The organism is Kitasatospora purpeofusca, assembly GCF_000718025.1.
GTDB lineage: Bacteria > Actinomycetota > Actinomycetes > Streptomycetales > Streptomycetaceae > Kitasatospora > Kitasatospora purpeofusca.
Map to the genome: position 1 here is coordinate 117536 of NZ_JODS01000007.1, position 21230 is coordinate 138765.

17 protein-coding genes are annotated in these 21230 nt (G+C 74.0%); 7 read left to right on the plus strand and 10 right to left on the minus strand.

What is annotated here, in order from left to right:
• Window positions 1–51: 51 nt before the first annotated feature.
• Complete coding sequence (locus tag IF01_RS43865; protein ID WP_051740429.1) at window positions 52–1206, minus strand: hypothetical protein; 1155 nt, start codon at window positions 1204–1206, stop codon at window positions 52–54.
• Between the two features lie 180 nt (window positions 1207–1386).
• Window positions 1387–2763 (minus strand): NsdA family TPR-like regulatory protein, encoded by a 1377-nt coding sequence (locus IF01_RS0113220; protein ID WP_030393555.1) that lies wholly within the window; start codon window positions 2761–2763, stop codon window positions 1387–1389.
• A gap of 326 nt (window positions 2764–3089) precedes the next feature.
• Between IF01_RS0113220 and IF01_RS0113225 the strand changes: the two genes are divergently transcribed.
• Window positions 3090–3797: a bifunctional DNA primase/polymerase gene (locus tag IF01_RS0113225; protein WP_037779733.1), complete on the plus strand. Its 708-nt coding sequence runs from the start codon at window positions 3090–3092 to the stop codon at window positions 3795–3797.
• Window positions 3798–4375: 578 nt separating this feature from the next.
• Here IF01_RS0113225 and IF01_RS0113230 read toward each other — a convergent pair.
• A complete protein-coding gene (locus IF01_RS0113230) occupies window positions 4376–5068 on the minus strand; it encodes an iron-dependent transcriptional repressor DtxR (protein ID WP_030393557.1) in 693 nt (230 codons plus the stop codon).
• A gap of 221 nt (window positions 5069–5289) precedes the next feature.
• Here IF01_RS0113230 and IF01_RS0113235 point away from each other — a divergent pair, with 221 nt between their 5' ends.
• From IF01_RS0113235 to IF01_RS0113245, 3 genes are all read left to right on the plus strand, one after another.
• Entirely contained in the window at window positions 5290–6054 is a 765-nt protein-coding gene (locus IF01_RS0113235; RefSeq protein ID WP_030393558.1) for an SIS domain-containing protein, read from the plus strand.
• Between the two features lie 348 nt (window positions 6055–6402).
• A complete protein-coding gene (locus IF01_RS0113240) occupies window positions 6403–7350 on the plus strand; it encodes a DUF4231 domain-containing protein (RefSeq protein ID WP_030393559.1) in 948 nt (315 codons plus the stop codon).
• A 172-nt stretch (window positions 7351–7522) separates the two neighbouring features.
• On the plus strand, window positions 7523–7762 hold the full coding sequence (locus IF01_RS0113245; protein ID WP_030393560.1) for a hypothetical protein: 240 nt from the start codon (window positions 7523–7525) through the stop codon (window positions 7760–7762).
• A gap of 71 nt (window positions 7763–7833) precedes the next feature.
• Here the strand turns inward: IF01_RS0113245 and IF01_RS0113250 are convergent, their stop codons facing one another.
• Complete coding sequence (locus IF01_RS0113250) at window positions 7834–9054, minus strand: FAD-dependent monooxygenase (protein ID WP_030393561.1); 1221 nt, start codon at window positions 9052–9054, stop codon at window positions 7834–7836.
• Between the two features lie 107 nt (window positions 9055–9161).
• On the opposite strand from IF01_RS0113250, the gene IF01_RS0113255 reads away from it, so the two are divergent.
• Window positions 9162–9854: a TetR/AcrR family transcriptional regulator gene (locus IF01_RS0113255; protein ID WP_030393562.1), complete on the plus strand. Its 693-nt coding sequence runs from the start codon at window positions 9162–9164 to the stop codon at window positions 9852–9854.
• Between the two features lie 42 nt (window positions 9855–9896).
• Here IF01_RS0113255 and IF01_RS0113260 read toward each other — a convergent pair whose 3' ends face one another.
• Together IF01_RS0113260 and IF01_RS0113270 are read right to left on the minus strand one after the other, a co-directional pair.
• A complete protein-coding gene (locus IF01_RS0113260) occupies window positions 9897–10859 on the minus strand; it encodes a 2-hydroxyacid dehydrogenase (protein ID WP_030393563.1) in 963 nt (320 codons plus the stop codon).
• Window positions 10860–11042: 183 nt separating this feature from the next.
• Window positions 11043–11420: an ATP-binding protein gene (locus IF01_RS0113270; protein ID WP_157855210.1), complete on the minus strand. Its 378-nt coding sequence runs from the start codon at window positions 11418–11420 to the stop codon at window positions 11043–11045.
• Window positions 11421–11600: 180 nt separating this feature from the next.
• On the opposite strand from IF01_RS0113270, the gene IF01_RS0113275 reads away from it, so the two are divergent.
• On the plus strand, window positions 11601–12506 hold the full coding sequence (locus tag IF01_RS0113275; protein ID WP_078879921.1) for a helix-turn-helix domain-containing protein: 906 nt from the start codon (window positions 11601–11603) through the stop codon (window positions 12504–12506).
• Window positions 12507–12518: 12 nt separating this feature from the next.
• The gene (locus tag IF01_RS0113280; RefSeq protein ID WP_030393566.1) at window positions 12519–12716 is read left to right on the plus strand and encodes a DUF397 domain-containing protein; all 198 of its coding nucleotides are present in this window, start codon (window positions 12519–12521) and stop codon (window positions 12714–12716) included.
• A 56-nt stretch (window positions 12717–12772) separates the two neighbouring features.
• On the opposite strand, the gene IF01_RS0113285 is transcribed toward IF01_RS0113280, so the two are convergent.
• Genes IF01_RS0113285 through IF01_RS41680 form a run of 4 tightly spaced genes read right to left on the minus strand, consistent with a single transcriptional unit; the run spans window position 12773 to window position 21022 of the window.
• Complete coding sequence (locus IF01_RS0113285) at window positions 12773–15070, minus strand: FxsB family cyclophane-forming radical SAM/SPASM peptide maturase (RefSeq protein ID WP_030393567.1); 2298 nt, start codon at window positions 15068–15070, stop codon at window positions 12773–12775.
• Between the two features lie 42 nt (window positions 15071–15112).
• Window positions 15113–15292 carry a hypothetical protein gene (locus IF01_RS0113290; RefSeq protein WP_030393568.1) on the minus strand — a complete coding sequence of 60 codons (180 nt, stop codon included), beginning with the start codon at window positions 15290–15292 and terminating at the stop codon, window positions 15113–15115.
• Between the two features lie 34 nt (window positions 15293–15326).
• A complete protein-coding gene (fxsT, locus tag IF01_RS0113295) occupies window positions 15327–19448 on the minus strand; it encodes an FxSxx-COOH system tetratricopeptide repeat protein (RefSeq protein ID WP_051755285.1) in 4122 nt (1373 codons plus the stop codon).
• Entirely contained in the window at window positions 19445–21022 is a 1578-nt protein-coding gene (locus IF01_RS41680; protein ID WP_051755287.1) for a TIR-like protein FxsC, read from the minus strand. Before IF01_RS41680 ends, fxsT begins: the two co-directional genes overlap by 4 nt.
• Window positions 21023–21230 lie beyond the last annotated feature (208 nt).

A 21230-nucleotide genomic window follows, 5' to 3' on the forward strand; every position in this document is an offset into this window, starting at 1 on the left:
CCGCCGTTGTGCCCCGCCGGGACCCGGCGGGGCGGGGACTCGGGCGGGGACTCAGAGGTCGCCGTCGGTACGGGTGGGCAGGGCGGTCTGGCCCGCGACGGTGTTCCAGAGCCCGGACGCCTGCTTCTTGGCGGTGGTCGCGGTGCCGCTCGCGGCGACGGCGTTCTTGTAGTGCTGGTTGTCGTTCTTCTTGGGGTCGCAGCCGCTCTGCGCGTCCCCGGCCCAGGCCGCGTACTCGTCGTCGGCGGTCGCCGAGGCCGCCCAGGCCGCGTTCAGCTGCTCGACCAGCTGCGGACCGCCGGCCAGCTTGTCCGTCTTCAGCCCGGAGAGCTTGCTCTGCAGCTCCCGCCGCTGGCCCGCCGCGGCGGTGAGCGCCTGCTGCGACTCCGGGAGCTTCTCGCACTTCTGCACCGAGGCGACCGCGCCGATCACCGCCTGCCGGCTGTCGTTGGCGGTGCCGAGCAGGTCGGAGAGCGCCTGGGCCTGCGCCTTGACCTCCGGGCTCACGGAGGCGGTGGTCGGACCGGGGCCCTGCTGCGCGGTGGCGGCGGTGGTGGTGCCGCCGGTGGTCGCCGGGGCGGCCTGCGGCTTCGAACCGGGCTTGTCGTCGCCGCCGCTCATCAGCACCGCGACCAGGGCGGCCGCGGCGATGCCGCCGACCACCACACCCCCGATCACCAGCTTGTTGGAGGAACGGCCGCCGCCGCGCCCGGCCGGGGCCGGGCCGGACCGGTCCGGGTAGTCCGCCGCGGGCCCGTCGGCGTATCCCGGACGGGCCGGGGGATAGCCGCCGGCGCCCTGCGGGTCGGCCCCCGGGTACGGCGGCAGGTACTGGGTGGCCTGGCCGTGGTCGGCCGGGTGGCCGGGGTGCGCCGCGCCGCCCCAGCCGGGCGCCGGCATCCCCTGCTGCTGGACCGGCATGGCCTGGGTGGGCAGCACGCTGTCGCCGAAGTACTCGGGCTGCCCGGACGCCTGGCCCGGGTAGGGCCCCGGCTGCGGTCCCGGGTACGGCGCGGCCGGCTGCTGGCCGTGCGGCGGACCGGGCTGCTGGACGGGGTACTGACCCGGCTGCTGGCCCGGCTGCTGACCGTGCGGCGGCCCCGGCTGCTGCCCCGGCTCCGCGGCCGGTTGCTGCCCCGGCTCCGGACGGAACAGATCGTCCAGATTGAAGTCACCGGAGTTGGGGTACGAGCGGCGCTGGCTCAACGCGATTCCTCACCTGTGCACGACCGCGCGCTGACGGCGGACCACATCTCGTCGGTTCTTGGGAGCATCACAGTTCCTTGGACGTCGCGCCCACGCTACCGGTTCACCGAACCGGCCGACCACGTGGGCGGTCCGCCCCTCACCGTCCCCGCACGCTCCGCTCCGCAGCGCCACCAGGGCCTACGCGGCCTCCGCCTCCGCCCTGGCCTGGAACTCGCGGACCACCCGCTGCTCCCGGTACGGCTCCAGCCGGCGGCGGAACTCGTCCAGGTACTCCACGCCCCGGTTGGAACGCAGACCGCTCAGCAGCCGGACCGCCTGCGCGCCCGTCTCGCAGGCCCGTTCGACGTCCCGCTGCTGGAGCTGAGCCGTCGCCAGCAGCACGAGGTCCACTGCGCGGCGCCGCACCCTGGTCGGCGGGTGCAGGTCGAGCGCCCGGCGGGCGTAGTGCTCGGCCTGGCCCGCCTGCTCGAGATCCCGGTGGCAGTGCGCCAGTTCGTCGGCCAGGTAGGCGTCGTCGAAGTGGACGATCCAGTCCGGGTCGTCCTCCGGGCGGCGCTTCTCCATCATCTCCAGCGCCTTGGCGGCCACCGCCTCGCACGCCCGGGCGTCGCCGAGCAGGGCGTGGCCGCGGGCCTCGGCCGCGTAGAACATCGCCATCGCGGTCGGGGTGGCGACCGTCCTGGCGCCCTCCTGGGCGGCCCGGGCGAGCTGGGCGATCTCCCTCGGGTTGCCGAGGGTCGCCGCCAGGTGGCTCATCGAGGCCGCCAGCACGTACCCGCCGTAGCCCCGGTCGTCGGCGGCCTGGGCCAGGCGCAGCGCCTGGATGTAGTACCGCTGGGCGAGGCCGGGCTGTCCGGTGTCCACCGCCATGTAGCCCGCCAGCTCGGTCAACCGCGCGACGGCCGCGAAGAGCTGGCGGCCCGTCTCCTCCCGGTAGGAGCCGCCGAGCAGGCCGGAGACCACGCTGTTGAGGTAGTGCACCACGACCGGGCGGACGTGGCCGCTGCCGAACCGGTGGTCCAGGTCGACCAGCATCGCGGTGGTCGCCTTGATCGCCGCGACATCGGTCGGGCCGACCCGGGTGCCGCCGCTGCGGGCCACCACCGGGTCCGGCGGGGTGATCAGCCAGTCCCGGCTGGGCTCGACCAGGGCGGAGGCCGCCACCGTCGCCCCGGTCAGGAAGTCCCGGCGTCCGACGTCGCTGCGCCAGAGCTCACAGACCTGTTCGAGTGCGGCGCCCAGCGTCGGCGCGAACTGCAGCCCGATGCCGGAGCTGAGGTTCTTGCCGTCCGCCATGCCGATCTCCTCGACCGACACGCTGCGCCCCAGTTTGCGTCCGAGCGCCTCGGCGATCACCGCCGGTGCCTGTCCGCGCGGTTGCTGGCCGCGGAGCCAGCGCGCTACGGAGGTCTTGTCGTAGCGCAGGTCAAGACCGTGTTCGGCACCGCAGAGGTTCACTCTCCGTGCCAGACCGGCGTTGGAGCAGCTGGCCTCCTGGATCAGCTGCTGCAGGCGCTCGTTGGGCTGTCGTGCGACAAGTGGTCTCGCGGCCATGGGCTTCGCCTCCCCACACCCTCCGGTCCCGGCCGGCGGGCGACGCTTTCTGCTGATCTCTGTTGCCGAGTTGCCGACTGTCCTACCGTTCAAGGAAACTGACACCAGGTTAGCGATCAGCAACGCCAGCGGGATACCCACGGTGACGATCCCCACCCCCCACGCGCCCGGCAAAATGCTCCCGTGCGCCCCCATTGCGCCCACCCCGCCTCCCCCCGGCGCGCTCCCGCACGGTCCGCCTCACCGGTTCGGGTGAATTGCCACCGCGTGGCGGAACGGCCCGCACCCGACCGTAACCCGCCTCACGCACGGTAGTTGAGCAGCCCGTGGAAGACACCCCCGACTCCCCCGACCAGGGCTCCGACGCAGGACTGCCCCCGCTGCTCGTCGAAGCCGTCAGCTACGCCGAGACCCGTCACTGGGAGGTCGCCCCGGGCGCCTGGCTGATCGACGGCGACGGCCCCGCCCGCTGCTCGTGCGGCGAGCCCCGCTGCGCGCTGCCCGGTGCCCACCCGATCGACTCGGACTGGGCGCGCAAGGCGAGCGCGGGGCCGGGCGCGGTACGGCGCTGGTGGACGGAGCGCCCGGAGGCGTCGATCCTGCTGCCGACCGGCAGGTCCTTCGACGTCCTGGACGTGCCGGAGACGGCGGGCTGCCTGGCGCTGGCCCGGATGGAGCGGATGGGCCTCCAGCTCGGCCCGGTGGCGGTGGTCCCGGCCGCGCAGGGCCGGGCGGGGCGGCGGCTGCACTTCCTGGTACTGCCCGGGGTGGCGGCCAAGCTGCCGGAGATGCTCCGCAAGCTGGGCTGGCCGCCGGCCCGGCTGGACCTGGTGGCCCGGGGGGAGGGCGACTGGACGGTGGCCCCGCCGTCCCGGGTCGGCCCGACCGGTTTCGCCCAGTGGGCCCGCTCGCCCTCCGCGCTCAACCGCTGGCTGCCGGACGCCGCCGAGCTGATCAATCCGCTGGCCTACGCCTGCGGGCGCGAGGCGCCGTCGGCGGCGGCGCAGCAGGCCCAGCCCGCGGCGGTGCGCTGACCGCACCCCGGGACGCCCCGTCGACGCCCCGCCGAACGGCCGAACGGCCGCGCCGACGAACGGCCGACCCCTCCGAGGACTGCCGCCCTACGCCGATCGGGTGAGGGGTGTGCACCGCGCGAGACCCCGCGCGCGAGTGACGGGCCTTGTCTCCCACCGGAGACCGGGCCCGTCATACGCATGTGCGGATAAGGGTTCGGTGTACCCGCTGGTCAACGGCGAAAGCCCCTCGTACGAGTGACAACGCTCAAGGATTGCCATGATCGGCCGAGTGGCAGGAATTCCCATGTGAGGGGCCGCCGGAAGGGGCGCTCGGTCGGGGAAGCCGGGCGAGGCGGACGGGAGGGACGGAGGGGAACCGGAGGGGACGGGAGGGAAGGGCGGGGGCCGCGGTACCGGCCGGGTTCGGGGAGGCCGGTGGCGCGGTAGCGGGAGGGAACGGGGAGGGCGGAAGGGCCCGGTGCACGGGGAGCACCGGGCCCTTCCGGCCGTTCTCGCGCGGGCCCTTCCCGGACCGGCGCGAGCCTTCCTCGGGCCCGGACGTCCTCAGGCCCGGACGCTCTCAGGCCCGGACGTCCTCAGGCCTGCGCGACGAAGACGTGCGCGGCGATGTCCTTGCCCAGCTCGGCCGCGTTGTCCCCGGAGCCCACCATGACCCCGCCGACCCCGGCGGTCACCCGCACCGTGGAACCGGGACGGACCCCGGCCCGGCGCAGCGTGCGCATCAGCTCGCCGTCGGTCTGGATCGGCTCGCCGATCCGGCGGACCACCACATCGGCGCCGTCCTCACCGGGAAGCACGGTGTCCAGCGCGACGAGCCCGGCGTCGAAGCCCTCGCCCTCGGCCTTGGCGTCGCCCAGCTCGTCCAGCCCCGGGATCGGGTTGCCGTACGGGGACTGGGTCGGGTGGCCGAGCATCGCGAGCACCTTGCGCTCGACGGTCTCGCTCATCACGTGCTCCCAGCGGCAGGCCTCCTCGTGCACCTGCTCCCACTCCAGCCCGATCACGTCGACCAGCAGGCACTCGGCGATGCGGTGCTTGCGCATCACCCGCACCGCGAGCCGCCGGCCCTCCTCGGTCAGCTCCAGGTGGCGGTCGCCCGCGACCCGGAGCAGCCCGTCGCGTTCCATCCGGCCGACCGTCTGGCTGACCGTGGGACCGCTCTGCTCCAGGCGCTCGGCGATCCGGGCGCGCATCGGGGTGATGCCCTCCTCCTCCAGCTCCAGGATGGTGCGAAGGTACATCTCAGTGGTGTCGATCAGCCCAGACATCGCCGCTGGCTCCGTTCCTCGGGGTCCTCACCGCCAATTCTGACGTACCGCGACGACAACCGGGCCCGCCCCAGCCCTCGGGGGGCGGCATTTCGTGCCTGTTGACAGCGGCACCGGTGAGGCAGCACGGTGCTGGCCGTAGCTTTCTCCACCAGCGGTCCGGACCATCTCGGCCGCGCCACCCGGCCGGGCCCCCCACCGGCAGAGAGCGAAGGCAGCAGATGAGCGAGCTGGTCGGCCGGTACTTCGAGGCCGCGATCGCCCACCTCCAGCGGGTGCGGACCGAAGAGGCGGAGAACATCGAGGCGGCCGCCGCCCTGCTCGCCGAGGCGGTCTCCGGGGACCGCCGGGTCTTCGCCTTCGGCGCCGGCCACTCCTCGCTCGCGGCCCAGGACGTGGTCTACCGGGCCGGCGGGCTGGTGCCGATCAACCTGCTGGAGGTCCCCGGCATGGCCGGGGTCACGGTGATGCCGGCGCCGCTGTCGAGCGCCCTGGAGCGGGTCTCCGGACTGGCCACCACCACCCTGGACCTCACCCCCGCCACCAGCGGTGACCTGCTGTTCCTGATCTCGCTCTCGGGCCGGCAGACCATGCCCGTGGAGCTGGCCCAGCACGCCCGGGCCCGCGGCCTGAAGGTGATCGGGCTGACCTCGCTGGCCTACCCGGGCGCGGTCCCCTCGGGGCACCCCTCCGGCACCTACCTCAAGGACCACTGCGACGTCGTCCTGGACAACAAGATCGCGGTCGGCGACGGCGAGCTGACCCACCCCGGTGCCGAGACCACCTTCGGCCCGGTCTCGACCATCGTCACCAGCGCGCTGATGCAGGCCGTGGTCGCCTCGGCGGTGGAGCGGCTGGCCGACGCGGCCCTCGCCGGCGAGGGCGCCGCCCCGCCGCTGTTCCGCTCGGGCAACGTGCCCGGCGGCACCGAGTGGAACGCCAAGCAGATGACCGACAACGCCGACCGGATCTTCTACACGTTCTGATTCCTTCCGGGACCTTCCGGGACCTTCCGCCGCCTTCCGGGACTTCTCCGCCCCGCCCCGCCCGTTCGACGTAGCAGGGCGCGGCGGCCGGTACCGGGCCCGCTACGCCGCCCGGCCGACCGCTGCCCCGGCGGCCCTGGACGCCCGCGCCGACGGGGCGTCGCTGTCCGGCCCGCCTGGGCTGGCAGGCCGGCCCGTCTGCCCGCGCCCGCCCCGGTCCGGCTGCCCCCGCCTGCCCGTCCGGACCTGTCCCCCCGGGCGCACCGGCCTGCCCGCCCAGGCGTACCGGGCCGTCCGCCGGGGCAGAACCGCCGGGGCGGGTGGTGGAGCTGCGAGCGGGGGGACGGGATGACGTCGGGCACGGGCGGGGCGGACCGGGTGGTGCGGGAGCGCGAGCTGATGCCGGAGCTGTTCTGGGCGGCCGACTCGGCCTCCCAGCAGGGGCAGCACCGGGCCGTCCGGCTCTCCGCCGCCGAACTGCTGCTGCTGGTCGCGGCCGCCACGGCCGGCTCCGCCGACGGCCGACCGTGGGCCTGGCTCGCCGCCGTCGCCTACCTCGGCGCGATCGGCCTCTCCGCCGTCACCAGCCGGCAGAACCCGCAGGGCCTCTGGTACGAGGGCCGGGCCGCCGCCGAGTCGGTGAAGACCCTGGCCTGGAAGTTCGCCGTCCGGGCCGACGCCGTCCAGCCGCCGCCCCGGCCGCTGCCGGACGCCGAGGGCCTCTACGGCCTCCAGCTCGGCCGGGTGCTGCACGCCTTCCGGGACAGCCGCGCGGTCGGCCCCGGCCTGGCCGGCCGGCCCGCCGAGAGCCAGATCACCCCCGCGATGCGCACCCTGCGCGAACAGCCGCTGGCCCTGCGCCGGGACGTCTACCTGCGCGAACGGATCCAGGTGCAGCAGGACTGGTACCGCTCCAAGTCCCGCTACTGCGCCCGGGCCGGCTTCTGGACCGGGGTGGCGGGCGTGGTGCTGCCGCTGCTCGGCCTGGTGCTCGCCGTGCTGCGCGCGCTGGGGCTCTTCTCCTTCGACGCGCTCGGCGCCGTCTCCGCCGTGGCCGCCTCCGTCACCGCCTGGGCCCAGCTGCGCCAGTACCGCCCGCTCGCCGCCGCGTACGGCCTGGCCGCCGACGAACTGGCCCAGATCCGCGCCCAGCTCGCCCACCTCGACATCGGCTCCCCCGACGCCGAGGAGCTCTGGGCCCGCTTCTCCCGCGATGCCGAGGACGCCGTCTCCCGCGAGCACACCACCTGGCAGGCCCGCCGAGAGGTCAACGGCGCGGGCGACCGGGAGTACTGAGGCCGGCCCGGGGTGAGCCGGGCGGGGCCGCGGAGATCCTGCAAGGCGGATGTGCAGGTTCCTGCCGCGAATTCCACCCCGGCGTGATCATTCCGCCTGGCAGAGTTTCGGCCTGCCGGAAACCGGATCCGGCGATCCCCCGGTCGTTCGCCGCCGTTCCGATGGAGTACCCGTGCACGCCCACCTCCACCACCCCGCAGGGCTCGCGGTCGCGCTGGCGACAGCCGACGCGACGACGAGCGCCCTGCGGACCCTCGTGGCGGTCCTCGCCGTCCTCGACCTCGTCGTTGCCGCCTACGTGATCCTGACCCGGCGGAGCGGGATCTGCACGAGGCGATCCCTGTGGGCACTGATCACCGTCAACCTGACCCTGTCCACGGCCGTCGTCGTCCAGCAGCTGGTCCTCCCCTGAGCCGGGCCCGGTCGGGGACCGCTGCCGCTCGCGATCACCCCGACCGGGCCCTCCGCCGCACCGACGCGAGGTCAACTTCCCGTCCGGGCGCGCGCACCGATCCGGTCCGGCCCGGTCTCGAAGCAGCGGTAGTCCGGCAGGTCGAGGTGGGTCGCCTTCCGGCCCTCCTCGATCATCCAGTCGAGGATGCGGGGGCGGCTCAGCGACCAGTTGCGCAGCCGCAGCCCGACGGCGCCGGGAGCCAGGAACCTGCCCGCGCGGTCGCCGCCCTTCTGGCAGCCCCGGGCGTATCCGCGCAGGAGGCCCTCGTAGCGGGCGAAGGCGGTGGTGTGGTCCCCGGCGGCCGCGGCCAGTTCACCGGCGAGGACGTACGCGGCGACGATCGCGGTGCCGGTGCCCATGCCGCCGATGGTGGCGCCGCAGGCGGCGTCACCGACGAGGGAGACGCGCCCGGTGGACCAGTTCGGGACGTCGGCGCGGCTGATGGAGTCGAAGTACAGGTCGTCGGCCTCGGCCAGGGACGCCAGGAGCCGCGGCACCTCCCAGCCCGTTCCGGCGAAGGCCCCGGCGACGATCGCCTTCTGCTGCTCCTGGTCGTGGCGGTCGTAGGTCAGCGCGGGCGAGGAGAAGACGAAGAAGGCCCCGGCCGTCCCCGGGTCCCGGTGACTGGTGCCGACGGCGGCGAGCCGCCCGGGCACGTTGAGGCCGACGGAGCCCTCCCCCGGGCCGATGCCCAGGTAGTTGGGCAGCGACCAGCCGGCGGCGTAGTGGCCGAGGTGGGTGACGTAGCGCTCCTCGGGCCCGTGGGCGAGCCGGCGGACGTTGGAGTGCAGGCCGTCGGCCCCGACGACGAGGTCGAAGGTGCGGGCCTCACCGCTGCGGAAGCGGACGTGGACCCCGTCGGCGTCCTGGCGGAGCTCGCTGACGGACTCGCCGAAGCGGTAGTCGGTGAACTGGCGGCTGTGCTCGAACAGGACGCGGACGAGGTCGCCCCGCAGGACCTCCACGTCGCCGCCGGCGAACTCGGCGGGCAGCTGCAGCCTGGTCCGCCCGCGCTCGTCGACGAAGCGCATCGGGCTGCCGCCGGTGCGGATCCGGCGGAGGTCGTCGAGCACGCCCATGCGCTCCAGCACGGTCAGGTGGGTGGTGCCGCGGAAGTCCACGGCCTGGCCGCCGCCGCGCAGGTGCGGGGCCGCCTCGGCCACCGTCACCTCGAAGCCGTACCGGCCGAGCCAGAGTGCCAGCGCCGGCCCGGCGATGCCGGCTCCGGAGATCAGGACCTTCGTGCCCATGGAGTCCACCCCTCGATCAAAACTGTGTCCGTCGGACGCTGTTTGTTGTTGTGTACGGTAGACACAGTTTTGGGATGTGGCAAGCCTGACGGCGGGCGGGAGAAGCGATGGCGGACGAACTGGCACGGCTGCTCTGGGGTCCGCAGGCCCGGCCCAGGCGGGGCCCCAAACCCGCGCTGAGCCTGGACGGCATCGCCCGGGCCGGCATCGAGGTCGCGGACGCGGAGGGCCTGGCCGCCCTGTCGATGCAGCGCGTCGCCGAGCTGCTCGGCAAGACGAAGATGTCGCTCTACCGGTACGTGCCGGGCAAGGCGGAGCTCGTCGCACTGATGACGGACCGCGCGGTCGAGGACCCGCCGGACCTCACGGGCGGCGACTGGCGCACGGACCTCACCGCCTGGTCCGCGGCCCTGTTCCGGGCCTTCGCGCAGCACCCCTGGCTCCTGGAGACGACCGTGGGCGCGCGCCTGATGGGCCCGCGGGAACTGTCGTGGGTGGAACGGGCCCTGGCCGCACTGGACGGCAAGGGCCTCACCGGCGGCGAGCGGCTCGACGCCGTCGTGCTGCTGACCAGCCACGTCCGCGGCATCGCCCAGCAGTCGCGGGCGAGCGGGACGGAGGCCGAGGCCCGGCTCGTCGCGGCCCTCGCCGGAGTGCTGCGGGAGCACGGCGACGACTACCCGGCCACCCTGGCCGCGATGACCGCGCCGACCGAGGAGCGGGACCAGGCCCTGACCTTCGGGGTCGAGCGCATCCTGGACGGGCTGGAGGCGCTGATCGCCCGACGCGCGGGCTCATGAGGGTGCGCCCCGGCTCGTCGGCCGGGGCACCCCCGCTGCCGGCTACCTCGCGACGGGGGTGACCGGGTCCTTCCCGGCGAGGACGGCGAGCACGTTGTCGACGGCCAGGTTGCCCATCGCCTGGCGGGTGCGGACGGTGGCGCTGCCCAGGTGCGGGGCGAGCACGGCGCGGTCCTGGGCGAGCAGGGCGGACGGGACGGCCGGCTCGCGCTCGAAGTTGTCGACGGCGGCCGCGAACAGCGCACCGGACTCCAGGGCGGCGGCGAGCGCCACCTCGTCGACGACCCCGGCGGTCATCGACACCACCACCGCGCCGGGCGGCAACAGGGCGAGCCGGGGGGCGTCCAGCAGGTGCCGGGTGGCCTCGCTCAGCGGGCAGGTGACCACCAGGACGGTGGAGGTGGAGAGCAGTTGCTCCAGCGGCAGCCACTCGGCCCCGTCGGCCTGCTCGGGCGGCAGCGGGTTGCGGTTGTGGTAACGGACGGGCATGTCGAAGCCCTTGGCCCGACGGGCCACCGCCTGCCCGATCCGCCCCATGCCGAGCACACCCAGCTGGGTGCCGGTCAGCTCCAGCCCGAGCATGAAGGTCGGCGCCCAGGCCCACGGTTCACCGGAGCGGAGCAGCCGTTCGCCCTCGCCGAGCCGGCGGGTGGCGGCGAGGAGCAGCGCCCACGCCATGTCGGCGGTGGCGGCGGTCAGCACGCCGGGGGTGTTGGTGACGGTGATGCCGCGGTCGGCGCAGGCCGCCACGTCGACGTTGTGGTAGCCGACGGCGTGGTTGGCGACGATTTCGAGGTCGGGACCGGCCGCGTCGAGGAGTTCGGCGTCCACCCGCTCGTCCAGGGTGGTGATCAGCGCCCGGCGGCCGCGCACGGCTTCGAGCAGGTTCTCGCGGCTCATCGGCAGTTCGGAGTCGTGCAGCGCGGCCGGGAGCTGCGCGGAGAGGCGCTCGACGACACCGGGCGCGAGACGGCGGGTGACCAGGACCTGCGGCTGCTCGTTCACAGGCCCGGAGTTTACGCGGTGGGCCCCCGCCCGACCCGGGCGAGGGCTTGGGTGCCATAGATGGCACTCACCGGTCGACCGTGCTGCCCGCCCGGTCGACCCGCTCCCGCAGCGATCGCGTCAGCAGCTCGCAGACCGCCCCGACCAGCGCCGAGGCGAGGAGAAGGAGAGCGACGACGACGGTCACGCGGCGGAGTCCAGCTCGAACCAGACGAGCTTGCCTCTCTTCTGAGGGTCCGCGCCCCAGCGCTGGGTGAGACCCTCGACGAGCTGGAGCCCCCGCCCGCACTCGGCGAGTTCGCCGAGTGCGGGCGATCGTCGCTGCTCGGGGAGGTCGTGACTCTCGTCGCCGACCGAGACGCGGAGGGTCAGGCCGTGGGTGGCGATCAGGACCACGGGGGAGGCGGTACGGCCGTGCCGCCAGGCGTTGACGATCAGCTCCGCGAGCGCGAGCTCGGCGTCGAAGATGCGCGCATCGTCCCACCCGGCGCGCAGCATGGCGTCGCGCAACGACTGCCGGGCAAGGGTGAGGGAGGGGGAGTTGAGGTTGGGGTTACACACGGGGAATCTCCCTGCGAGTGTGAGGGGGCACGCCGTGGGTCGCTCGTCGAGAGCCGACGGACCAACTGCCCTGGGTCCAGGCACTACTGACAACCCATCGGTGAGCGTTGCAGTACTGAGAGTAGGGCAGCAATACTCAAATCTGCAACATGCTTCGCCAAGTCCCTAGACTTCTGCCGGATGGGCAGTGTCGCCCGGAGGGGAGCATCGATCGTGGGGCTGCGAGTAGAGATCAGTGAGCGGCAACGGCGGTTCGGCGAGGAACTGCGCCGCATGCGCCTGACCGCTGGCCTGTCCGCCCCGGAAGCTGGTGCTGCGGCCGGCATCAAGGGTCCGGCAGTCAGCCACACCGAAGCCGGACGACTCAGTCTGAACACCGAGCGGCTCCAGCAATGGATGGACGCATGCGGCTGCGACGATCCCGAGTACCGGGCAGCCCTCGTCGCGATGGGTCAGGCCACCGGGCGAGGTTGGTGGACCGGATTCAAGGCGCACGCCCACCCAAGCGCTCTGGACCTCGCAGAATTCGAAGCCACGGCCGCTGCGCTCGACACGTACGAGACCCTGCTGATCCCTGGGCTACTACAGATCGAGCCGTACGCCAGAGTGATCCTTAAAACAGCCAGCGAGACCGAGAGCCGCCTCCGATTTCGCATGGAACGGCAGAAGGTACTTCACGGCGGGAACCCTCCCAGGCTTCACGCTGTGATTCACGAGGCTGCTCTCCACACCCGGTACGGCGGCGCCGCCGTCATGCGAAAGCAACTGCACCACTTGATCGAGATGAGCAGGCTTCCGCATGTCACCATCCAGATTCTTCCTTCGGACTGCACCCAGTACGCGATGACCGAAGCCACCTTCATCATCGTCGGCGCAGCCCATCCGCTGCTCGACACAGTCCTGATGGAACATCCGGCAGGCTCGGTATATTGGGGAGAGCCCGAGGCAGTGGCCAAGTATCGAGAAAACTTCGCGGAACTCGCGGGCCTGGCCCTGCCTCCGCTGGAGGTCGACGAGAACGGTCGACTGCCCGCGCGGCGTGACTCATGGGGGCTCATCCAGCACATCCTGTACAAGCTCTACTAGGGAAGGCGCCCCATGCCTCAGAGACTCAACTGGCAGAAGTCATCCTTCAGCGGCAACCAGGCCAATTGCGTCGAGATCGCGTCCGACGGCGAACTCATCCACATCCGCGAGTCCGACGACCCCGCAATAACCATCACCACAACCAAGGCCAAGCTCTCCGCCTGGCTCCAAGGTGCCAAGGCCGGCGAGTTCGACCACTTCACCGCCTGAGTGATGCTTCCCGGTGCTGCTCCCGCGCGGGCGCGGGAGCAGCACCGAACCACCGCTCATCCCACGGCAGTACGCAGCCAGGGATCGACCGACGCCCTTGCACCATCAGCGAAGCGCTTCCCCAACGGCGTCAGCGCTCCGCTGTCGGCGAGCAGATCCACGGCTTCGTCGGTCAGGGCGCGCCAATAGGTGAACTTGGAGCGGGCCGCCCCTGTCCCCCCATGCGCGCGGGTGCCCCAGAATGCCGTCACCGCGAGGTGCGCGTACACCGCCTGGAACAGCGAGCCGATCGGCCTCGGCGTCAGGCCGAACGCCTCGAACACCCTCGTGTCCCCCCGGTCGTACAGCTCCTCCCGGTCCAGCACCGCGCCCAGCTTCACGTGCTGGAACTCGTGCACCAGCAGCAACGCCAGCGTCTCCGCGCTGCCCGGCCGCGCGATCGCGACCGCGCCGAAGGCCTGGCGGGCGGCCGAGCTGACGTCGCGCCCGTCCGATCGCCGCTGCAACGGCGTGACCGTACTCAGACCGGCCCACAGACCGGCGGCGTACTCCGGTAGATCCCGATCGAGCAGGTCGGCCGCCGCCCCGAGGTCCCCGTCCCAGCGCAGGTACTCGGCGGCGGCCAACCGCTCCTCCACCGGCCACCGGTGCACCGCCCGCTGCGGGTCCAGGTCCTCCAGCGCAATACCCCTCCCGACCCTCCGAATCGACTGCCAGCGCGGGTCACCCGAACCGGCGACCGCACCATCGTCCATGCGCGCCGTCCATCCGTCCCGCCCGCCCGTGACGAGCGCCTCCCGCACGCCCCCGCCCAGCAGCAGCCGCCCCAGCGTCGGCAGGTGCAGCACCCCGTCCCGGACCGGCACCACCACGCTGTCCCCACGCCCCGCCCGCACCGCCGCGGCCGCCGCCAGCTCGGCCAGTGTGCCGAGGCCCGCCCCCGGGTCGCCGCTCAGCCGCCGCGCGGCCCACGCCCGGACGTAGGGATGGGCGAACACCGCGTCCACCGCCGCCGGTTCGACGGCGTCCAGCTCCGCCAGCAGCTCCCACGCCTCCGAGCGCGCCAGCCCCGAGGAGCCGTGCACAGCGGCCAGCATCGTGCGAGTGAGAGCCAGTTGGGACCGGGCCAGCGCACGGACCGTCTCCGGACCGCCCAACCCGAGTGACAGTTCGTCCAGTTGCTCGTCCGTGAGCCCCGGCCCGGCGAGATCCACCGCCGGCGCGGCCGGCCGTCGGACAGCCCCCGCCCGGGCCGCCAGGCCGTCGATCAGCGCCCGCAGGTCCGCGCAGTACACCGAAGGACGGTCGAACGACCCCTCCCGGTACCGGTGCGCGTACAGCCCGCCCCCGCAGGACCGCACCACCGGGCAGGCCCGGCACTCCGAGCTCAGCCCGTCCAGGCCCGACTGCCGCGCCGCCATGCCCGGGTGCCCGGCCACCTCGTCGAGGCTGTGCCGGAAGACGTCCATCCCCGTCCCGGGCGCGCCGTCGTAGGCCGTCTTCAGGCTGTCCGCCTGCTCGTACGTCCCGTCCGTCTCCAGCACCACCAGGTCCACCGGCTCCAGCCCCAGCGCCTCGCTCAGGCCGGGCAGCCCCGACAGCGTCCGGTGCACCGAGTCGAAGGTCCGGACGGCGAACGGGCGGCCGTCCGCCTCCCACCGCTCGTGCACGGCCAGCAGCCAGTCCGCGTACGGCGTCGCACCCGCACCGGGCGGGCGTTCCGGCGGGTGCTCCCAGGTGGCGTGCGGAAGCAGGAAGTCCACCGCCGGGGGCTCCAGTTCGGCGAGCGCCCGATAGACGGCCACCGGGTCGTTCACCACGTCGACGGTGCAGAGCAGCCCCCCGTACAGGTGCCGGAACCGCGGTTCGCGCAGCAGCCCGACGGCCCGCAGCACCTGCGGATGGCTGGACCGCCCGTTCGCGAACCGGCGGTGCCGGTCGTTGGCGGCCCGGTCCCCGTCCAGCGAGATGCCGACCCGGATGCCCAGCTCGTCGAACAGCTCGCAGTATGCCGCGTCCAGCCGGACCCCGTTGGTGTGCACCCGCAGGTCGAGCTCGCACACCTCGGGCAACGCCGCCCGCAGCAGCCCGGCCGCCCGCCGGAACACCTCCGGCCCGGCCAGCAGCGGTTCACCCCCGTGCAGGACGACCCCGACAGCGGTCAGCCCGTGCGCGGCCGCGTGCTCCCCGATCCGCTCCGCGACCCGCGCCAGCACGGCGTCCCCGACGACCCGCGGTCTGGACCGCCAGCCGGTGTCGGCGTGCTCGTACACGTAGCAGTGGTCACAGGCGAGGTCGCACCGACTGTGGACCTTCAGGACGAACTGCGTGATCGGCGGCGGAGGAAACGTCATGACGGCACGTTTCCAACAGCTGGAGCCGACTAATCCTGGCGATCAGATCGCAGAGTTGAACGGAGAGACCAGACGGGCCCCGGCCCCGGGCAGGGCCAGCTCCAGACGCCTCGCCAGCTCACCCGCGTCCAGCCCCGCCAGCTCGGCGAGACCGAGGCGCTGCCCGGGGCCGCGCTCCTCGGTCCGCTCGGGCGCCGCCTCGGTCTCCACGGTCGAATGCATCGTCAATTCCTCTTCCTCGGTGACCCGCCGGCCGTCACGCCGGCGGCAGCTCGATCGATGTGTCCAGCCACTCCTTCACCCGGATCGACTCGGTGAGCGGGTGGTTGTCCCCCAGGTACGACACCCCACGTGCCCGGGCCAGGGTCCGCGGTCCCAGCGCCCCGCCCTCGGGATCGCCGGAGGCGGCGAGCGCCAGGGCGAGGTTCGCGAAGGCGGCGAGGCTGTCCGGGTGGTCCGGACCGAACCGCTCGACCAGGATCCGGCCGGCATCCGCGCTGAGGGCCGCCGCCTCGCCGTAAGCACCCGCGACGGCAGCGTCGTTGGCCCGGTTCAACCGGGCGACCGCGACCCACGGATGCCGGTCGCCGAGCAGCCGCAGCAGGTCGTCCGCCACCTCGCCGGCCAACGGCCGTGCCTCGTCGTTCCGACCGGCCCGGCGGAGCGCCACGGCGAGGTTGCCCGCCGCCAGGCGCTCCATCGGATGCCCGTCGCCGAGGTGCTCGCGGTGGTACCGGTGCGACTCTTCGGCGAGCACGACGGCCTGCTGACCGTCCCCGAGCGCGCCGAGCACCGCCGCGAGGGTTCCGGCGACACCGGCGGTGCCGGGGTGGTCGGGCCCGTAGCGCCCGTACAGCTGCCGGTGGACGTCCTCGGCCTCCACCAGGGCCTCCGGCAGCCGGCCCAGTCGGCGCAGGGTGGCACTGCGGTAGCGCCTCGCCCTCAGAGTGTCGTCGTGCTCCTCGCCGAGCACGTCCCGGCTCCGACGGACGGTCTTCTCCAACTGCGCCAGCGCCTCCACCGGTCGCCCCACCTCGCGCAGCAGGTGTCCCCGGAGCAGCCCGTCGAGGATGGTGAGCGGGCTGCGCTTGCCGAACACCTCCAGCTTCCGGTGGTAGAGCACCTCGTGAACGGCCAGCGCCTTGGCGAAGTTGCCGGACAGCATGATGGAGACGGCGAGGTTGTTCTCGATCATCAGGGTGCGCGGGTGGTCCGACCCGAGCACCCGGCGCGCGGCGGCGAGCGTCACCTCGTCCAGCTCCCGGGCCTCCTGGTAGCGGCCCAGGTGCCGGAGGTCCCCGCCGAGGCTGGTGGCCGCCGGGAAGGTGTCCGGGTGTTCCCGCCCCACCAGCGCCGTCAGCCGGTCGAAGGCGTCCCGGTCGGTCTCGTACGCCTCCCGGACCAGCCCCTGACTGCGCAGGATGTTGCCGAGCTGGACGCGCAGCAACTGGACCCTGACATCGGCCTCGACACTCTGCGGTCCGATCTCCCGCCACTGGGCGAGGACGCGTTCGGCCAGCTCCCGGCCGGCGTCGTGGAGGCTGCGCCGCCACAGGTAGCGGACCGAGTTGACGATCCACTGCCGGACCGCCGGGTCGGTGGACCCGACCGCGCCGGACGGCCAGAGATGGGCCAGCAGTTCGCCGTACCGGGGCCAGTTGTGCGGCGCGTCCGGGTCACCGGGGTCGGCGAGGGCCAGCGCGCGGTGCGCCGCGGCGCGGACCCGCGGCCGGTCGGCCTCCCCGACCTGCTCGCGCAGCAGGGCCTGGACGATCCGGTGCACGACCAGCGTTCCGGCCGCGTGGTCGTAGCGGGCGAGGTTGTACTGGTTGACGGTCCGCAGGATCTCGCCGACCGCGAGCCGCTGGTCGGAGATGCCCGGGCCCGACAGCCCGATCGCCTCGACCACCGGCGGGCTGTACAGCATCGAGATCGGGATGGCCTCCGGGCCGAGGAAGCCGCAGACCTCCAACAACCGGGCGGCCGGGGCGTTGATCCGGCGCAGGTCGGAGCCGGCGATCCGCCAGGTGGCGGCCGTGGCGACCGGGACGGCGGCGCTCTCGACGGCCGCCTCCTCGGCGGAGCCGTGCTCGACCTCCTCCTCCGCCGCCACCGCCACCGGCGCCCCCCGCACCGAGCGGTCGAGGATGTCGGTCAGCGTCTCGTCGAGCAGGTCCGCGTACGTGGCCGCCGGCATCGGCGTCTCCTGGAGCCAGGCGGCGGCCTGGCCGACGGCGAGCGGCAGGTCGCCGAGGAGTTCGGCGATCCGCTCGGCGTCGGCCCGCTCGACCCCGGTGTTGAAGTGCCGGACGAGTTCGACGCTCTCCGCCCGGTCGAACACCTCGACCTCGGTGCGGCCCGGGCGGCGGGCCCAGCGCCGGTCGCGGGAGGTGACCAGGACGTGGCCGCCCGGTCCGGCGGCGGGCAGCCAGGGGTCCAGCAGTTCCGGGTCCTCGGCGTTGTCGAAGAGCAGCAGCCAGCGGTGGTACGGCCGGCCGCTGGCGAGCGCGTCGAGGACGGCGCGGGCCGTCCTGGTGACGTCGCCGTCCGTCTGCAGGCCGAGGCCGGGGGCGAGTTCGGCGAGCTTCTGCGGGATCACCGCGGGCTGCTGGGCCGGGACCCACCACAGCACGTCGTAGCCGGCCGCGAAGCGGTGCGCGTACTCGATCGCGGCCTGGGACTTGCCGACCCCGCCGATGCCGTAGAGCACCTGGACGGGCGCGGCGTCGCTGTCGGCCGTGAAGCCGTCGCGGACGGCCTCCAGCAGGCGCATCCGGCCGGTGAAGGTGGGCAGCCGGGGCGGCAGTTCCTGGACCGAGGGCCGGCCGTCGGGGAACCGGGCCGGGTGCGGCACGGCGGTCTCGCCGGTCCCGCCGGTCTCCATCCAGCGCCCGGCCCCGGGCGCCGGGCCGATCAGCTCGAACAGCTGGGCCTCGGCCTGCTCCGCGGAGCCGAGCGCGAGGTCCAGGGCCCGCTGTCCGGCGAACTGCGGCGGCTCCATGCCCTCCGCCCCGCCGATCCGCACCGCGAGCAGGCCGCCGGAGTCACCCACCGGCGTCTGGCCGGTGAGCCGGCGCCAGATCTCCCGGGCGCGCGGCAGGGCGGTGTACTCGGGGGTGAGCAGGGCGAGCAGCCGGCCGTCGCCGTCCAGCGGTCCGGCGGCCTCGGGCAGCGCGCCGCCGTGCGCCGGGCCGGGGTCGAGCGGGACGGCGGCGCTGTGCAGGCTGACCAGGTAGCCGAAGCCGCGCAGGGTCTCGGAGATCCACTCGGCCCACACCCGGTCCTTGGGGGCGTAGCTCACGTGCACCTGGCGGGAGCGGGTGCGGCCGGTGCGCAGGTAGGCGGCGTACAGGCGGCGGCGGGCCAGGTCGGGCAGCGGGCGCAGGGAGGTGACCCGGCCGTCGGTGAGCCAGGCGGCCAGCCGTTCGAAGGCGGCGAGCAGGCTGCGGCCCTGCTGCGGCCGGTCGACGATGGTGGCCGGCACCTCCTCGTAGGCGTAGAACGGCTTGTACGGCACCTCGACGTCGCGCCAGTAGTCGGCCCGCCGCTCGGGGCTCAGCCAGCGCTCCAGGTAGGGGTCGAAGGCGTCGTGGGCGAGGTCCCGCCCGGCCGCGAGTCCGGCGCGTTCGGCGTCCTCGACCCGCATCGGGACGGGCAGCACCCGGATCTCGCGCTCGTCGGCGTCGACGATGGCGCGGGCCGCGTCGACGCCGCCGCGGATGCTCTGGGCGCCGAGGGTGAAGCAGTCGACGACGGTGTCGGGCATCAGCACGGTGCAGATGCCCGAGGTGTCGCTGACCCCGGTCCTGCTGTCGATCAGCACGTAGTCGTAGCTGCTGGTCCACTGCTCGCGCAGCGCGTACAGGAACTCCGCGCCGCGGATGTCGGCGCGGGTGTAGAAGCTGCGCCAGTTGAAGCTGGTGACGGCGGCCGAGTAGGCGGCGTTCTGCCGGCCGGCGGGCATCAGGTCGAGCTTGCCGCCGTCCGGAAGGTCGAGGGCCAGGCCGCACAGGTACTGCTCCAGCCGGCCGGGCACGGCCAGCCACTCCCGGGGGTCGGGGCCGGGGCCGCGGCGGTCCGGGCCGGGCAGCGCCTCGTCGACGTAGGCCCGGAGCATGTCGATCAGCCCGTCGGTGCCGTGGAGTTCGGGGTCGACCAGCAGCGGGTGGTAGTAGCGGTGCAGGCCCGGGGCCTCCAGGTCCCAGTCCACCACGAGCACCCGCAGGCCCTGACTGGCCAGGATCCAGCCCAGGTTGGCGAGCGCCATGGTGCGGCCGGTGCCGCCCTTGAAGGAGTAGAAGGTGACGACCGTGCCGGTGCCGGGGGTCGCGAGGGCCGCGGACCCGTGGTCCGCGAGGGCGGCGTGCTCAACGCTCATCGGTCCGCTTCTCCTTCACTGGGCGCCCGGTTGGTCAGGGGCACGGTCTCCTCGCGCAGGGCGCCCCTCGGCCCCGGCGCGGCTCCGGCGCCGGCCCCCGCACCGGAGCCCGCCCCCGGTCCGGGGGCGTTCCCCGGGCGCGGGAGGGGCGGGCCCGGGGAGACGGGCGGCTCCGGCGGAACGGGCGGCCAGGCCGGGATGGTGAGGCCGGGCATCGGTCGAGGGTCCGGACCGAGCCCGAACTGGGCCCGGGCGGCGACCGGGTCGTCGTCCAGCTGGTCGAGCAGGCGGTTCTGGGCGACGGTCACGGTGGAGAGCAGCTCACGCTCGAATCGTTCCCGCCGGATGTGGATGCGAAAGAGCGGCTCGGGCCCGGACCGGTGCAACCAGGTGCGCGCGAACACCTCGCGCACCCCCTCCCAGAGCCGGGCGCGCGCCGGACCGGCCGGCGGGTCGTCGGTGCTGTCGGGCAGCAGGACGGCGGTGACCGGGTGGTTCTGCCGGTCGAAGTCGCGCAGCGCCTGCCGGAAGGGCTCGGCGCCGGCCGCCCAGGGGTCCACCAGCAGGACGCTGACCTCGTTGTTCTCCCGCGCCCGGTCGAGCGCGTCGGCGAGGTCCGGGCCGACCGTCTCCAGGCTGGTGCTGTGCCCGGCCCGGGTGATCACCTGCTGGGCCTGGACCGCCAACGAGGGCAGCCGGGGCGGGTGGTAGGGCGCCCAGTCGCGGGGGTGCGCCCCGTACCAGCCGCCCTGGTAGGGCCCGTCCGGGCCGCCCGGGGCGCCGTTCGCGGGGCCACCGCCGTTCACCGGGCCACCGCCCGCGGCGGCCCGGTCGGCCCGGACGCTGTCCGCCTCGGAGCGCTGCACCGGGAACCGCTCGCCGTTGACCGCACCGGCCCCGCCGACCACGGCGGGTGGGTCGCCGGCCCGCCGGGCGGCGACGAAGAGCCGGACCAGGCTGCTGCGGACGGCGACCGGGGCGACCTCCTCCACCGGGAAGCAGCCCTCCACCTGCCCGAGGTCGAGGTCCCGCAGCTCGGCGACCCGCCAGGAGGCGGCCTCCCGGATCCGTTCGGCGATCACCCGCACCACCTTGCGGTACGCGGTGCCCTGCGGGTCGGTCCGCAGCAGGTGGCGCAGCCCGCCGGTGGCGTACTCGGCGCCGAAGTCGTGCTGGATGTACTGGATCCGCCGGACCTCGGCGGGCAGGTCCTCGGGCGGCGGCTCCCACAGGACGGGGATGAGGGCCGGGACGCTCTCCCCGGTCTGCTCCTCGTGGCGCCGCGTCCGGTGGTCGAAGGCGGTCCACTCCTTGCCGCAGTAGGGGCTGGAGAAGTAGGCAGGCGAGTAGAGGGCGACCATGGTGCGGCTGGCGCCGAGCATCCGGGAGAGCTGCCGCTCCCAGTCGTCGCCGATCCGGAGCCGTTCGGTGTCCCGGTAGGCGAGTTCGCCCGGACCGGCCTCGGGCTCGATCCGCGCCAGTTCGTCCCGCAGGTCGGTGAAGAACTGGTCGACGAAGGCGCCCCCGGCCAGGTGGTCCCGCCGCGCGTAGCTGAAGAAGAAGTACGGCCGCACCCAACAACCCCCCACCGAGCCGGTGAACGACCCCACCTTACTGGCGGGCTGACGCAAGGTCAGCCGGTGGGCGAAGGAAGGTGTAGTGGTGTCGTCACAAGTGCGACCCCGCGGGGCTACGGGCCTGGTCGGGGGCGTGCGGGCGCGACCCGGACCGACGCCCGCGCGGGCACGGCCGGACCCGCCCGGCGGGCAAGCCCTACCGGCC

Bases quoted from the DNA above. Each gene is read 5' to 3' on its own strand.
- IF01_RS0113220 (WP_030393555.1), bottom strand. From the start codon at position 2,763: ATGGCCGCGAGACCACTTGTCGCACGACAGCCCAACGAGCGCCTGCAG.
- IF01_RS0113230 (WP_030393557.1), bottom strand. From the start codon at position 5,068: ATGTCTGGGCTGATCGACACCACTGAGATGTACCTTCGCACCATCCTG.
- IF01_RS0113235 (WP_030393558.1), top strand. From the start codon at position 5,290: ATGAGCGAGCTGGTCGGCCGGTACTTCGAGGCCGCGATCGCCCACCTC.
- IF01_RS0113240 (WP_030393559.1), top strand. From the start codon at position 6,403: ATGACGTCGGGCACGGGCGGGGCGGACCGGGTGGTGCGGGAGCGCGAG.
- IF01_RS0113250 (WP_030393561.1), bottom strand. From the start codon at position 9,054: ATGGGCACGAAGGTCCTGATCTCCGGAGCCGGCATCGCCGGGCCGGCG.
- IF01_RS0113255 (WP_030393562.1), top strand. From the start codon at position 9,162: ATGGCGGACGAACTGGCACGGCTGCTCTGGGGTCCGCAGGCCCGGCCC.
- IF01_RS0113275 (WP_078879921.1), top strand. From the start codon at position 11,601: ATGGGCAGTGTCGCCCGGAGGGGAGCATCGATCGTGGGGCTGCGAGTA.
- IF01_RS0113280 (WP_030393566.1), top strand. From the start codon at position 12,519: ATGCCTCAGAGACTCAACTGGCAGAAGTCATCCTTCAGCGGCAACCAG.
- IF01_RS0113285 (WP_030393567.1), bottom strand. From the start codon at position 15,070: ATGACGTTTCCTCCGCCGCCGATCACGCAGTTCGTCCTGAAGGTCCAC.
- IF01_RS0113290 (WP_030393568.1), bottom strand. From the start codon at position 15,292: ATGCATTCGACCGTGGAGACCGAGGCGGCGCCCGAGCGGACCGAGGAG.
- fxsT (WP_051755285.1), bottom strand. From the start codon at position 19,448: ATGAGCGTTGAGCACGCCGCCCTCGCGGACCACGGGTCCGCGGCCCTC.